At 70.4% G+C, this 13,166-nt stretch carries 14 protein-coding genes; 7 read left to right on the forward strand and 7 right to left on the reverse strand.

The genetic code is table 11. The features are described from left to right. Positions 1 to 55: 55 nt before the first annotated feature. Both C470_RS11450 and C470_RS11455 read right to left on the reverse strand, forming a co-directional pair. Positions 56 to 484: a desampylase gene (locus C470_RS11450; RefSeq protein WP_008367379.1), complete on the reverse strand. Its 429-nt coding sequence runs from the start codon at positions 482 to 484 to the stop codon at positions 56 to 58. A gap of 124 nt (positions 485 to 608) precedes the next feature. Next, positions 609 to 839, reverse strand: a complete 231-nt coding sequence (locus C470_RS11455) for a hypothetical protein (RefSeq protein WP_008367381.1) — start codon at positions 837 to 839, stop codon at positions 609 to 611. A gap of 92 nt (positions 840 to 931) precedes the next feature. Here C470_RS11455 and C470_RS11460 point away from each other — a divergent pair, with 92 nt between their 5' ends. Together C470_RS11460 and C470_RS11465 are read left to right on the forward strand one after the other, a co-directional pair. Next, positions 932 to 2,836 carry a helicase C-terminal domain-containing protein gene (locus tag C470_RS11460; RefSeq protein ID WP_007345293.1) on the forward strand — a complete coding sequence of 635 codons (1,905 nt, stop codon included), beginning with the start codon at positions 932 to 934 and terminating at the stop codon, positions 2,834 to 2,836. A gap of 277 nt (positions 2,837 to 3,113) precedes the next feature. Next, positions 3,114 to 3,305, forward strand: coding sequence for a UPF0175 family protein (locus C470_RS11465; protein ID WP_004597081.1), 192 nt, complete (start codon positions 3,114 to 3,116; stop codon positions 3,303 to 3,305). A gap of 101 nt (positions 3,306 to 3,406) precedes the next feature. Here C470_RS11465 and C470_RS11470 read toward each other — a convergent pair whose 3' ends face one another. Then, positions 3,407 to 4,552 carry a 60S ribosomal export protein NMD3 gene (locus C470_RS11470; RefSeq protein ID WP_004597080.1) on the reverse strand — a complete coding sequence of 382 codons (1,146 nt, stop codon included), beginning with the start codon at positions 4,550 to 4,552 and terminating at the stop codon, positions 3,407 to 3,409. Positions 4,553 to 4,693: 141 nt separating this feature from the next. Here C470_RS11470 and C470_RS11475 point away from each other — a divergent pair, with 141 nt between their 5' ends. The 5 genes from C470_RS11475 to C470_RS11495 all read left to right on the forward strand — a co-directional run bounded on the left by C470_RS11475 (position 4,694) and on the right by C470_RS11495 (position 8,840). Then, entirely contained in the window at positions 4,694 to 5,047 is a 354-nt protein-coding gene (locus C470_RS11475) for a DNA-binding protein (RefSeq protein ID WP_007345291.1), read from the forward strand. Continuing rightward, positions 5,048 to 5,641 carry a DUF7411 family protein gene (locus tag C470_RS11480; protein ID WP_004597078.1) on the forward strand — a complete coding sequence of 198 codons (594 nt, stop codon included), beginning with the start codon at positions 5,048 to 5,050 and terminating at the stop codon, positions 5,639 to 5,641. 127 nt (positions 5,642 to 5,768) lie between these two features. Next, positions 5,769 to 6,224, forward strand: coding sequence for a DUF892 family protein (locus C470_RS11485; protein WP_004597077.1), 456 nt, complete (start codon positions 5,769 to 5,771; stop codon positions 6,222 to 6,224). A 113-nt stretch (positions 6,225 to 6,337) separates the two neighbouring features. Then, positions 6,338 to 7,660, forward strand: coding sequence for a histidine--tRNA ligase (hisS, locus tag C470_RS11490; protein WP_007345290.1), 1,323 nt, complete (start codon positions 6,338 to 6,340; stop codon positions 7,658 to 7,660). A 103-nt stretch (positions 7,661 to 7,763) separates the two neighbouring features. Then, positions 7,764 to 8,840: a CNNM domain-containing protein gene (locus C470_RS11495; RefSeq protein WP_008367385.1), complete on the forward strand. Its 1,077-nt coding sequence runs from the start codon at positions 7,764 to 7,766 to the stop codon at positions 8,838 to 8,840. Positions 8,841 to 8,925: 85 nt separating this feature from the next. Here C470_RS11495 and C470_RS11500 read toward each other — a convergent pair whose 3' ends face one another. The 4 genes from C470_RS11500 to C470_RS11515 are packed head-to-tail and all read right to left on the reverse strand — an operon-like array spanning position 8,926 to position 13,124. Beyond that, entirely contained in the window at positions 8,926 to 9,669 is a 744-nt protein-coding gene (locus C470_RS11500) for an ABC transporter ATP-binding protein (RefSeq protein WP_008367386.1), read from the reverse strand. Beyond that, the gene (locus tag C470_RS11505) at positions 9,666 to 10,664 is read right to left on the reverse strand and encodes an ABC transporter ATP-binding protein (protein WP_008367388.1); all 999 of its coding nucleotides are present in this window, start codon (positions 10,662 to 10,664) and stop codon (positions 9,666 to 9,668) included. Before C470_RS11505 ends, C470_RS11500 begins: the two co-directional genes overlap by 4 nt. Then, complete coding sequence (locus tag C470_RS11510) at positions 10,657 to 12,006, reverse strand: branched-chain amino acid ABC transporter permease (protein WP_008367392.1); 1,350 nt, start codon at positions 12,004 to 12,006, stop codon at positions 10,657 to 10,659. The genes C470_RS11505 and C470_RS11510 overlap by 8 nt, the downstream gene beginning before the upstream one ends. Continuing rightward, positions 12,003 to 13,124 (reverse strand): branched-chain amino acid ABC transporter permease, encoded by a 1,122-nt coding sequence (locus tag C470_RS11515; protein WP_008367394.1) that lies wholly within the window; start codon positions 13,122 to 13,124, stop codon positions 12,003 to 12,005. The genes C470_RS11510 and C470_RS11515 overlap by 4 nt, the downstream gene beginning before the upstream one ends. Between the last annotated feature and the right edge of the window lie 42 nt (positions 13,125 to 13,166).

The following is a 13,166-nucleotide window of genomic DNA, read 5'->3' on the forward strand; positions in this document are numbered from 1 at the left end:
AGATGTGTATAAGAGACAGGAGTAGGACGGGCCGGCGCGGCGTCGTTCGGAGGTCCTACCGCTCGCCGCTGACCGACACCGTCTCCCGTTCGAACCCCGCCTCGTCGCCGCGCCAGCGCCACGAGCCGACGAACGGGGAGCCGTCGAGCGCACAGATCACGTACGAGTAGCCGGGCCACGTCGCCCGCGAGGCGTCCGTCTCGCTCGGGCGCGCCGGTCCCGCCGGGTGCGAGTGGTAGAAGCCGACCACCTCGCGGCCGTCGGCCTCGATCGCCTCGAACAGTTCGAGCTGCTCCTCGGGGTCGATCCGGTACCGGACCGCGGGCGCGTCGGCGACGTTCTCCGCCTCGTGGGCGCGCGCGACGACGCTCGGCTCGTCGCCGTCGCCGCGCGTCCCGGCTAGCACGCCACAGACCTCCTCGGCGCCGCCCGCGTCGGCGTGCCGGACCACGTCGTCGTAGGCCTCCCGAGCGAACTCGATCATACGCGGACAACGGAGGGGCGCCGGATAAGTCCGTCTCGACCGGGGGTCGGCGCGCCGCCGAAGGTCGCGAGGCGGAGCGACGTTGAGTCGGAGCGGCGGCGAGGTGTCGATGCGGTGGCCGTCGTCACCCGTTCAACCGCCAGCGGATCGCCGCGGCGGCGACGAGGACCGTCCCGAACGTGACGGCGCCGGAGATCAGCGCGCCGCGGACGCTCGTCGCGCCGGTCGCGAACGCGCTCGCGGAGGCGGCGCCGCCGACCGCCGCCGCCCCGCCGGCCAGCCCGCCGAACCCGATACAGCAGAGGCTCAGCAGGCCCACGGCGGACAGCGACCCGAGGATGCCGTCGTCGCTCATCGTCGCTTCGCCCTTTCGCCCCGGACTACCAATAGGTGTCGCCCCCGCGGCCCAAGCGAGGGTTTAATTCGGCCAGCCCGCGAGGGCGTCGTGTGGACCCGAGCCGGATCCCCGCCGAGTTCCCCGCGCCGAGCTTCCGCGGGGCACAGGAGCAGGCCCTCGCCGACATCCGCGACGCCTTCGCGGCCGGCAACCGGGTCGTGCTGGTGCGCGCGCCGACGGGCAGCGGCAAGTCGCTGCTCGCCCGCGCGATCATGGGCGCGGCCGCGACCGCCGGCGAGGCGGCCCCCAGCGAGGCGACCGGGGCCTACTACACGACACCGCAGGTGTCGCAGATCGACGACGTCGAGGCCGACGACCTCCTCGACGACCTCGCGGTGATCCGCGGGAAGTCGAACTACGACTGCGTGCTCCCGGGCGAGCACGACACGCCCGTGAACCGCGCGCCCTGCGCGCGCCAGCAGGGGTTCGACTGCTCGATCCGGCACCGCTGCCCGTACTTCTCCGACCGCGCCATCGCGTCCGGCAACCGCTTCGCGGCCATGACGCTGGCGTACTTCATGCGAACCGCGGGCTCCGAGGTGTTCCGCAAGCGCGACGCCGTCGTGATCGACGAGGCGCACGGGCTCGCGGAGTGGGCCGAGATGTACGCCACCATCGAGATATCGCCCGATCGCGTCCCGGTGTGGGACGACGTCGGCGTCCCCGACGTCGCGGCCGACGCCGGCCCCGAGGAGGACGCCCTCGACCGGACCGCGCGGTTCGTCGAGGCGCTCCGCGACGTGGCGATCCGGGCGAAAGACGAGCTGGTCGGCCGCCCGGAGCTCGACCGCGAGGAGGTCGCCCGGCGCGACAGGCTTCAGGAGCTGATAAGCGAGCTCGGCTGGTTCCTCGAGGACTACCGCGAGCCGGAGTCCCCGACCACGTGGGTCGTCGACCAGTCGGGGGGCGAGGGGTCCCCCATCGACATCAAGCCGCTCGACCCCGCGCGCTACCTCAGACACACGGTGTGGGACCGCGGGAACCGGTTCGCGCTGCTGTCCGCGACCATCCTCTCGAAGGAGGCGTTCTGCCGCGGCGTCGGCCTCGACCCGGCCGACGTCGCCCTCGTCGACGTCGAGCACACGTTCCCGCTCGCGAACCGACCGCTGTACGACGTGACGCAGGGGTCGATGACGTACGAGCACCGCGACGAGACGGTGCCGAAGATCGCCCGCCTGATCGTCCGGCTGATGGCGGAACACCCCGACGAGAAGGGACTGATCCACGCGCACTCGTACGACATCGCGGAGCGGCTCACCGAACGCCTCGGCGAGTTCGGCGTCGCCGCGCGCGTCAGGCGGCACGACCGACAGAACCGCGACGCCGAGCTGGAGGCGTGGAAGGCGAGCGCCGACCCGGAGGTGTTCGTCTCCGTGAAGATGGAGGAGGCGCTTGACCTGAAGGGCGACCGCTGTCGCTGGCAGGTCGTGTGTAAGGCGCCGTACCGGAACACGAACGACTCGCGGGTCGCTCGCCGGCTGGAGGACGGCCAGTGGGCGTGGTACCACCGCACGGCGCTGCGTACCGTCATCCAGGCGTGCGGCCGGGTCGTCCGGGCGCCCGACGACCACGGCGCGACGTACCTCGCCGACGACTCACTGCTCGACCTCTTCGAGCGCGCCGAGGCCGACACGCCCGACTGGTTCCGCGATCAGGTCGACGCGATGACGACCCCGTCGCTGCCGGCGTTCGACCCGGAGGCGGCGCTGGCCGGCATCGACGCGTCGCCGTCCGGCGGTGCGGGGGCGGGACGGCGACGGGGTCGCCGCTCGGGCGGGTCGGAGAGCGGGAACGCGGGTCACTCGTCTCGCGGCGCGGGCGGCTCGAAAGCTGGCGACGGCGACGCGACCGGCGACAGCGGAACGACGGACGACGCGTCGGTCCGGACCCGCTCCGAGCGGGACGCGGAGCGCCGGCGGGACCACCCGCTGTCGGACGTGTGGGGCGACGGCTGACCGGAGTTACCGCGAGGCGGCCGTCACAGCAGCGAGACGCCGTACGCGACCATGGAGCTCACCATGAGAAACGCGAAGAACAGCGCCATGACCTGTTGTCTGTCCATGTCGCCGTGTCGACCGCAGAACCGTATAACTCCTGCGGGCGAGGGGTGGCGGCGCGCGAGTCATATTATCACTCCCGCGCCGATCATCCGTCAATATATATCGTATAAGGTGTATCAGGGCCCTCCATGAAGTAGTAACCTTCATAATCCCTCACGCGACTACTGGATGTATGGCCACGAACGGGCTGTCGAGTGCGCTGACGCTGTACGGTGCGCGAACCCTGACGCTGTCGCAGGCGGCCGCACAGGCAGGGCTCAGCGAGGCCGAATTCATCGAGCAGCTCGAACGCCGCGGCATCGAGGTAACCGAGTCCGAGCGGGCCGCAGCGCTCGGCCACGAACAGCCCGCCCGCGCCGACTGAGCGTCCCCCGTCCCCGCCGACCACGTCGACGCGTCGACCGGAACCTTCGGCTCACTCCCACGAACGATCAGTTCTTCTGCCGAAACGACCCGCGAGGAGCGTCAGTCTCGACTCGGAGCCGACTCCGCGGCCGGTTCGGTCCCCTCCTCCGGCACGAGGTGAACGTCGCCGCCGTGTTCGAACGCGAGGACCGCGTCGGCGTCGTCGTCGACGAACGCCGGGTTCGGCACGGTCTTCGCCTCGTAGGTGACGGGGTCGAGCACCTGGATCGCGTTCTCGTCCTCGACGGTCACGACCGTCGTCTCCGCCGCGTCGTCGCGGGTGCCGAGCCGGGTCGCCTCCGGGGCCTCCCCGTCCGCGAACGCGGAGGCGTACGCCGCGCCGCTCGCGAGGCGCACGCCCCGGAGGCGGTCGGAGACACCGGTGACGAGGACCGGGCCGTCGCCGTCCTCGGGGTCGACGATCTCGCCTTCCGCGTACTTCGGCAGCCGGACCGCGAAGGTGACGCGGTACACCTCGTTGCCGTCGCCGTCCTCGGTGACGAGCGTCGGGTACGACTCGAAGCTCCCGCCGAGGGACTCGGTGATCCGCGTCGCGACGTTCTGCGCGAGGCGGTTCGAGGAGAGCTTGATGTTCGGCCCGTCGTCGGTCTCTTTCACCTCCGTGATGAACGCCTCGCGGTCGCCGTCGGCCTCCTGGTCGGCGACGTACGTCTCGGCGATGTCGAGCGCTTCGGCACGCTCCGCGGGCGTGAGGTCGCGCTCGTCGGCGCGGACCTGGACGATCCCGGCGTAGTAGCCGCCGGCGATGCGCCCGCAGCGGTCGCAGGTCCCCCGCGAGATCTTGACCGGGACCGTCACCTCGGCGGACCGGAGGGTGCCGCGCACCACGCCCGAGAAGCGGCAGTGCATCCGCACGTTGTTCTCGTCGACCTGCTCTGGCTCGACGCCCCACTCGACGTCCGCGGCGTCGACGTGGACCCCGAGCGCCTCGGCGACCTCGTCGACGGCGACGTCGGTGTAGTCGCGCGCGCCCACGTCGCGCCACGACTCGCCGCGCCTGACGGCGCCGCAGCCGGAACAGACCAGCACCTCGATCCGGTCGGGCGCGTCGACGAGGTCGAAGTCCTCGAAGTAGCAGTCGTCGCAGAGCAGCGCGTCTCGCCCGCGCGGCTCGCCCGGAAGGGGGTCGCGCCGCTCGGGGACCGGGTCGCCGCAGCGCGGACAGAACTCCCGCGACTCGCTCATTGCCCGCGGCTACGCCGAGGATCCGTTTAAACCGCGCGGACCGCACCCGTCGGCGTCGACGGGCTCGCCCGCGGTTCCGGCCGGGCCCCGCGTGTCGCGACCTCCGAAATGGTTTTTCGCACGGACCGAGAACAGACGCCCATGAGCGGCAACCCCGACGACGAACGGCTCGAGGAACTGCGCGAACAGAAGATGGAGGAGCTCCGCGAGCGACAGGGAGGCGAGGGCGACGCCGCCGAGGCCCAGCAGGAGGCCCAGGAGCGCGCCGAGGCCCAGCAGGAGGCGGTGTTGAAACAGCACCTGACCGACGGTGCGCGCCAGCGGCTCAACGCGGTCGAGATGTCGAAGCCCCAGTTCGGCGAGAAGGTGAAAAAGCAGGTCGCCGCGCTGGCGCAGAGCGGGCGGATCCAGGGACAGATCGACGAGGACCAGATGCGAGACCTGCTCAAAGAGCTCCAGCCCGAACAGAAGAGCTTCGACATCCGACACCGGTAGATGGAGCTCGCGCTGCTGTACAGCGGGGGGAAAGACTCCTCGCTCGCCGCGCACCTGCTCGACCGGTTCTACGACGTCCGCTGCGTCACCGGGAGCTTCGGGCTCACCGACGACTGGGAGCACGCCGAGCGGGCGGCCGCCGAGCTCGGGTTTCCGTTCGAGCGCGTCGACCTCGACCGCGACGTGGCCGAGCGCGCCGCCGAGACGATGGTCGCGGACGGCTACCCCCGCAACGGGATCCAGCGCGTCCACGAGCACGCCTTGGAGACCATCGCCGCCCTCGACGTCGACGCCATCGCGGACGGCACCCGTCGCGACGACCGCGTCCCCACGGTGTCGCGGGCGCAGGCGCAGAGCCTCGAAGACCGCAACGGGATCGACTACATCTCCCCGCTCTCCGGGTTCGGCCGCCACGCCGTCGACCAGCTCGTCGACGCCACCTTCGACGTCCAGCAGGGCCCCAGCGAGGAGGTCCCGAAGGCGGACTACGAGGACGAGCTCCGGACGCTCATCGCCGACGAGTACGGCGAAGAGACCGTCGGCGACGTGTTCCCCGACCACGACCAGACGTACGTTCACGGCCGGAACGACTGATCGGCCGGAACGACAGATCGGCCGGAACGACAGCTCGACCGGTGCGTCGCTCCGTCTCCGGTCGGCGATCTCCCGTCGACCCGGAACCGCCGGAACTCCTTTCGACCCCGCGGGCGTAGCGTCGGGTATGTCATCCGAACGAGTCGTCGACCTGCTCCGGACGGCGTACGCCGACGAGATCGAGACCGTGATGAACTACCAGACGAACGCGATCGTCCTCGACGGCGTCCGTGCCGAGGAGATCAAAGAGAGCCTCAAACAGGACGTCCAAGAGGAGCTCGGCCACGCCGAACAGCTCGGACAGCGGCTCAAACAGCTCGACGCGCGCCCGCCCGGGTCCGCCGAGTTCACGGCCGGCCAGGAGTCGCTCCAGCCGCCAGAGGACTCGACGGACGTGTTGGCCGTCATCAACGGCGTGCTCGACGCCGAGGAGGACGCGATCGCGACGTATCGTGACCTGATCGACGCCGCCGAGGAAGCCGACGACCCGGTCACCGAGGACCTCGCCGTGACGCTCCTCTCGGACGAGGAGGCCCACCGGACCGAGTTCCGGGGGTTCCAGAAGGAGTACCAGCGCGAGTAGACCGGGCGCGGGGCCGCGCTCCCCGACCGCGAGTCGCGCGACCCACGCACCGACGCCGGCGAGCCCGCCCCCGAAAGGATGCTTTCAAGCGGGCGCTCGCCGAAGCGACGCCCATGTACGACGGCCTCAAGGGATTCCGAGATTTCTACCCCGGCGAGCAGTCCGCTCGCCGCGAGGTGACCGACGCGATCGAGGGCGCGGCGAGCCGGCACGGCTTCCGCGAGATCGCCACCCCCGCCCTGGAGCGGACGGAGATGTACGTCGACAAGTCCGGCGAGGAGATCGTCGAGGAGCTGTACGCCTTCGACGACAAGGGGGGCCGCGGGGTCTCGATGACGCCGGAGCTCACGCCCACCGTCGCCCGGATGGTCGTCGCGAAGGGCCAGGAGCTGTCGAAGCCGATCAAGTGGATGTCCACCCGGCCGTTCTGGCGCTACGAGCAGGTCCAGCAGGGCCGCTTCCGCGAGTTCTACCAGACGAACATCGACGTGTTCGGCTCCTCGGCGCCCGAGGCCGACGCCGAGGTGCTGGCGGTCGCCGCCGACGCCCTCACGGACCTCGGGCTCACCGGCGACGACTTCGAGTTCCGCGTCTCGCACCGCGACATCCTCGGGGGCCTCGTCCGGTCGCTCGCAGCCGATCCCGACGCGGTCGACACCGCGGCCGCCATCCGCGCGGTCGACAAGCGCGCGAAGGTCGACGACGCCGAGTACGTCGGCCTCCTCTCCGACGCCGGGCTCGCCCGCGACACCGCGCGCGACTTCGACGACCTCATCTCGGACGTCGAGACCGTCGCCGACCTCGACGCGGTCGCCGAGGCCGGCGACGAGTCGGTCGAGGCCGCCGTCGAGAACCTCCGGAACGTGCTCGCCGCCGCCGACGACTTCGGCGCGGGCGAGTTCTGCGAGGTGTCGCTGACCACCGCCCGCGGGCTCGACTACTACACGGGCGTCGTCTTCGAGTGCTTCGACTCCACCGGCGAGGTCTCCCGTTCCGTCTTCGGCGGCGGGCGCTACGACGACCTCATCGAGTCCTTCGGCGGCCAGCCCACCCCCGCGGTCGGGGTCGCGCCCGGCCACGCCACCCTCAAGCTCCTCTGTCAGCGCGCCGGCGTCTGGCCCGACGAGGAACTCTCGACCGACTACTACGTCCTCTCGGTGGGCGACACGCGGAGCGAGGCGGCCGCGCTCGCGAGCGACCTCCGCGCGCTCGGCGACGACGTGGTCGTCGAGCAGGACGTCTCCGGCCGCTCGTTCGGCGCGCAGCTCGGGTACGCCGACTCGATCAACGCCGAGACGGTCGTGGTCGTCGGCGAGCGCGACCTGGAGAACGGCGAGTACACGGTGAAGGACATGGAAAGCGGCGACGAGACGACCGTCCCGGTCGAGGAGTTCCCGCCCGAGGACGGGCTGCCGACGTACGAGGACTACGCGTAGGCTCGACGTACGAGGACTACGTGTAGGCTCCGAGTTCCCGTCCGCTCTCGCATCGTTTCCCGTTCTCGACCATTTTTAAGTTCGAACCGAGATCGGTGAGACGATGATCCCGCTCGCGACGACGATGCCCCCGACCGAGGTCGCCCTCCGCGTGGCCGCGGGCGTCCTCCTCATCCTGATCAACGCCTACTTCGTGGCCGTCGAGTTCGGCCTGACGCGCCTCCGGCAGTACCCCGAGTCGGAGATGGACACCCCCGGACTCCGGCGCGCCTGGGAGATGACCGACGACCTGGAGTTCTACCTCACCACCTGTCAGGTGTGGATCTCCGGCACGAGCATCGCGCTCGGCATCGTCGCTGAGCCGGGGCTCGCGGCGCTTTTCGCCCCGCTGTTCGAGAACACGACCCTCGCGTCGGCCGGCGCGGGCTCGCTCCTGGGATTCTTCCTCATCAACATGGTCCACCTGACGCACGGCGAGCAGACGCCGACGTACCTCGGCGTCGAGCGCTCGAAGCAGGTCGCCAACTACGGCGCCCGACCGCTGTACTGGTTCGCGTGGGCCATCTCCCCGCTGATCAAGTTCGGCGACTGGGTCGCGAAGGCGACGCTCCGCCTGTTCGGCGTCGAGATGACCGGGTCGTGGACCGAGGCCGAAGAGGAGGTGTTGGAGACGCGCGCGGAGCTCCGCAACCGCCTCGGCTCGATGATGGAGGAGGTCGAGCTTCCCGAGGAGCGCCGCGACGAGGTGCTCAGCGCGCTCGACGTAGACCGGATCACCGTCGGGGACGTGATGACCCCGCCCGACGAGATCGTCTCGCTGACGACGACCGTCTCCGTCGCGGAGAACCTCGACCGGATCCGCGACACCCCGCACAGCCGCTTCCCGCTCGTCGGCGACGACCTGACCGAGTTCGAGGGAATCGTGTACGCCCCCTCCATCGTGAGCCGCTTCGACGAGCTCCGGGACGGCGACCTGACGTTCGCTGACGTCGCGGCCCCGCCGATGACGGTGCCGGCGGACGCGAGCGTCAGCGACGCTTACGACCGGTATCAGGCGGAGTCGCAGGAGCTCGCCTTGGTGACCGAGGACGGCGAGGTCGTCGGGCTGCTCACCGCCACCGACGCGATGGAGGCGGTGATGGGACAGCTGGAGGACCCGCTGGACGCCGGCAATTTATAATAGAACGGCGCGGTGGCGCCGCCGGCGCGTCGCGCCGGCCGTAAGAGGCGTCGCGCCTCCCCGTCGCCGCCGGCGCTGCCGCCGCCTATCCGCCGAGGAAGTCGCGGCGCACGTCCTCGTCGGCGAGCAGCACGTCGCCGCGGTCGGTGTAGCGGTTCTCGCCGTTCACCAGCACGTAGCCGCGGTCGCATCGGCGGAGCGCCTCCTTCGCGTTCTGCTCGACCATCAGCACCGCCGTCCCCGAGTCGTTGATCCGGTCGATCCGGTCGAACATGTCGGAGACGAGGTCCGGGGCGAGCCCGGCCGAGGGCTCGTCGAGCAGCAGGAGGTCGGGGTCGAGCATGAGCGCCCGCCCCATCGCGACCATCTGCCGCTGGCCGCCCGAGAGCGTCCCGGCCTTCTGGTCGCTGCGCTCGCGGAGGATGGGGAACCGGTCGTAGATCGTCTCGATCTGGTCTTCCGGCACCTCGTCGAGGATGTACGCGCCCATTTCGAGGTTCTCGCGGACGCTGAGCCCGGGGAACACGTTGTCGTTCTGCGGGACGAACCCGACCCCCTCGCGGATGATCCGCTCGGGCGCGAGCCCCTGGATCGACTTCCCCTCGAACTCGACGGTGCCGCCCATGTGGGTCGTGAGCCCGAAGACGGTCTTCATCACCGTCGACTTGCCGGCACCGTTGGGACCGACGATGGTGACGTACTCCTCGTCGGCGACGTCCAGCACCACGTCGGAGAGGATCTGGAGGTCGCCGTAGCCGGCGTCGAGGTCCCGAATTCTGAGGATCGCATCGCCGTCGATCGCGTGTCCGGTGCCGGCGTCGGCGGTCATAGGTCCTCCCCCAGGTACGCCTCGATGACCCGCTCGTCGTTCCGTATCTCGTCGCCGGTCCCCTCGGCGAGCACGCTGCCCTGATGCATGACGATGACGCGTTCGCAGTTGTTCATGATGACGTCCATGTCGTGTTCGACGAGCAGGAAGGTGTAGCCGTCAGCGCGCAGGTCGTGGATCCGATCCAAGAGCTTCTCCTCGAGGGTCGGGTTGACCCCGGCGAGCGGCTCGTCGAGCAGCACCATCTCGGGGTCGGTCATCAGCGCGCGGGCCATCTCCAGCAGCTTCCGCTGGCCGCCGGAGAGGTTCCCCGCGTGCTCGTGCGCGAGGTGGTCGATCTCGAAGAACTCCAGCGTCTCCCACGCCCGCTCGCGGAGCGCGGTCTCCTCCTCGACCACCCCGCCGCGAAGCCCGGGCGTCACCGCGCGGATCGCGGACTCGCCGAGCTGGCCCTGCGGCGCGAGCATGAGGTTCTCCAGCACGGTCATCTCGGAGAGCTCCCGGGCGATCTGGAACGTTCGGACGAGCCCTTTCCGGGCGATCTGATACGGCTTGAGCCCGGTGATGTCCTCGCCCTCGAAGTACACCTTGCCGGCGGTCGGCTCGTGGACGCCGGTGATACAGTTGAACGTCGTCGACTTCCCGGCGCCGTTCGGCCCGATCAGGCCGGTCAGCGACCCGGACTCCACCTCGAAGGAGGCCCCGTCGACGGCGGTGACGCCGCCGAACCGCTTCACGAGCCCCTCGACGCGGAGCGGCGGTGTCCCCGAGGGGGGCCCCGACGGAATGTGCTTCGCCGCCTCTTCGACCGCGCTGTCGTTCGACTCCGGTTCGTCGCCGGGCCCGTCCGTCGCCGCGACGGTCTCGGCAGCGCCGAGCTCTCCCGGGCCGGCGGCGTCGTTCGCGTCGGCGACATCGACCGCCTCCGACGCGTCGTCTACGTCAGTGGCGTCGTTCGCGTCTCCGCTGTCGCTCCGGTCGGGCGCGTCACTCATCGGACTCACCTCCGGTCGGCCGCTCCGAGAGGTCGACGGCCGCGGCCGTCTCGATCCGGTCGCCGAGGATCCCCTCGGGCCGACGGTGGATGATGAACACCAAGACGAGGCCGAGGAAGACGAACTGGAGCGGCGCGATGTTGTCGGTCGCGTACGCGAGGAACGTCACCGGGTCGAGCGAGACGAGGGCGTCGCCGAACGACGGCGGCGTCTCCGCGCCGATGAGGCCCCGCACCGTCCCGCCGACGCGCCGCGGGCCCTCGAACAGGACCGCGGCGAAGACGATGCCGCCGAGGACGGAGCCGGTGTTCGACCCGGACCCGCCGATGATCACCGCGATGAACACGTAGAACGTCAACAGCGGCCGGAACTGCGGGGTCGGCGAGACGTTGCCCTGGCTGCCGAACCAGAGGATGCCGGCGAGTCCCATCAGCGCGCAGCCGATGACGAACACCTTGATCTTCACGAGGTTCACGTCCTTGCCGAGCGAGTTAGCGACGAGCTCGTCCTCGCGGATCGCCTTCATCGTTCGGCCGAACGGCGAGCGGCCGAGGCGTTCGAGTATGAGGTAGAACGCGACCAGGAACGCCGCGAGGACGGCGATGTACCCCCAGCCGATGAGGATCGGGTGCGAAATGCCGAGCCCGCCGTTCCCGAAGACGCCGAAGACGAGGTCGCCGAGCGCGGTCGGCGTCCCCGCCTGTCCGTCGACGAGGAACAGTTCGCGGACGGGGTTGTCCGGCATCCCCATCCCGCGGCCGCCGCCGGTGCCGGCGCCGATCGTGTCGCGGAGGAAGTTGTCGAAGGCGCTCGACTGGAGCGACAGGCGGACGATCTCGGAGAGCCCGAGCGTCACGATGGCGAGGTAGTCGGCCTTGAGCCGGAGCGCCGGAAGGGCGGCGACCGCGCCGAGCAGCGCCGCCATCCCCATGCCGGCGACGATCCCGACGGGGAGCGGCAGCCCGAGTCCGGGCGGGCCGAACGCGGGGTCGGGCGACCGGACGACCATCCCCATCGTGTACACGCCGACGGCCATGAAGCCGGCGACGCCGATGTTGAAGAGGCCGGTGTACCCCCACTGGAGGTTGAGGGCGAGCGCGGTGAGCGCGTAGACGAGCCCGAGGAACGTCAGCGTCTCCATGAGCCCGACGACGCTGTTGAGCCCGTCGGTGAACGTCAGCAGCGTCGCGGCCGCGTAGATGGCGAGCAGCGTCCCGACGACGAGGCCGAGGTCGCTCTCTCGGGCGGCCTCGACCACCGCCGCCGTCGCGCTCTCGGGCGGGTCGGACGTGCCGTCGGACGGTCCGGACGCGGAGCCGTCGGGGGCGTTCGCGTCGCTCATGTGGTCGTCACCCCGCCGAAGAGCCCCTCGGGGCGCAACAGCAGCATGAGGATCATCACGCCGAACGCCGCGGCCTGGTTGAAGTCGGACGGGATCCAGATCGTCGAGGTGGTGAACACGACGCCGATGACGAGGCCGCCGACGATCGCGCCGTAGACGGAGCCGATCCCGCCCAAGATCACGGCCGCGAAGATGAGCAGCAGGAGGAGCCACCCGAAGTCGAACTGTATCGTCCCGCGGAGCAGGACGTAGAGGTAGCCCGACGCGCCCGCGAGCCCGCCGCCGATGATCCACGTCGCGGTGACGACGCGCTCGGCCGGAATCCCCGTGATGAGCGCGAGGTCCTTGTTGTCGGCCATCGCCCGCATCGCGGTGCCGAGCTTCGTGTGCTGGAGCATCCCGTGCATCGCGAGCATCAGCCCGACCGCCGCCACGAGGATGGTGAGCTCGTGGGCGTTCACCGAGAGCCCGAGCGGGTCGAACGCGAGGTTCGACGCGTCGACGCTGGCGGTGATCCCACGGCGATCGGAGCCGTAAACGAACTGGAGCAGGTAGCGCACGATGAGCGCCGCGCCGATGGAGGCGATGAGCAGCGAGATCCCGTCACGGTCGCGCATCGGCTTGTAGAACGCGCGGTCGAGCGCCACCGCGAGCAGCGCGGTGACGACGAACGCCGCGAGCAGTCCGACGAGGATCGCGCCCGGCGTCGTGAGGATGTGCGCGCCGATGTCGCCCGGCGAGGCGTTGCCGGCGTCGCGGACGGTCAGGAGCGCCCGGACCGACACGTCGCCGAAGCCGGCGATCAGGAACGCCACGCCCCAGCCGGAGAACGCGCCGACGCTGACGAGGTCGCCGTGCGCGAAGTTCGCGAACGAGAGGATGCTGTACGTCATCGAGAGCCCGATGCCCGCGAGCCCGATCACGAGCCCGATCACGACGCCGTTCCAGAGGTTCGAGCCGAGCCGGTCGACCGAGATCGACCCGCCGATCGGGCCGAGGCCGACCCCCGCGAGCTTCGCCGCGAGGTCGACGAGAAGCAGGCCGCCGAGGAGGGCGACGAAGAGAAGCCCCGGCCGGGCCCGCGCCGAGTCGACGATCGACGAGTCAGTTGTTCCCATGTGTACGTCTCACTGACGCAGGGTGAGTCACCGAGAGGTAAA

This window comes from Halorubrum distributum JCM 13561 (assembly GCF_000337395.1).
GTDB lineage: Archaea > Halobacteriota > Halobacteria > Halobacteriales > Haloferacaceae > Halorubrum > Halorubrum distributum.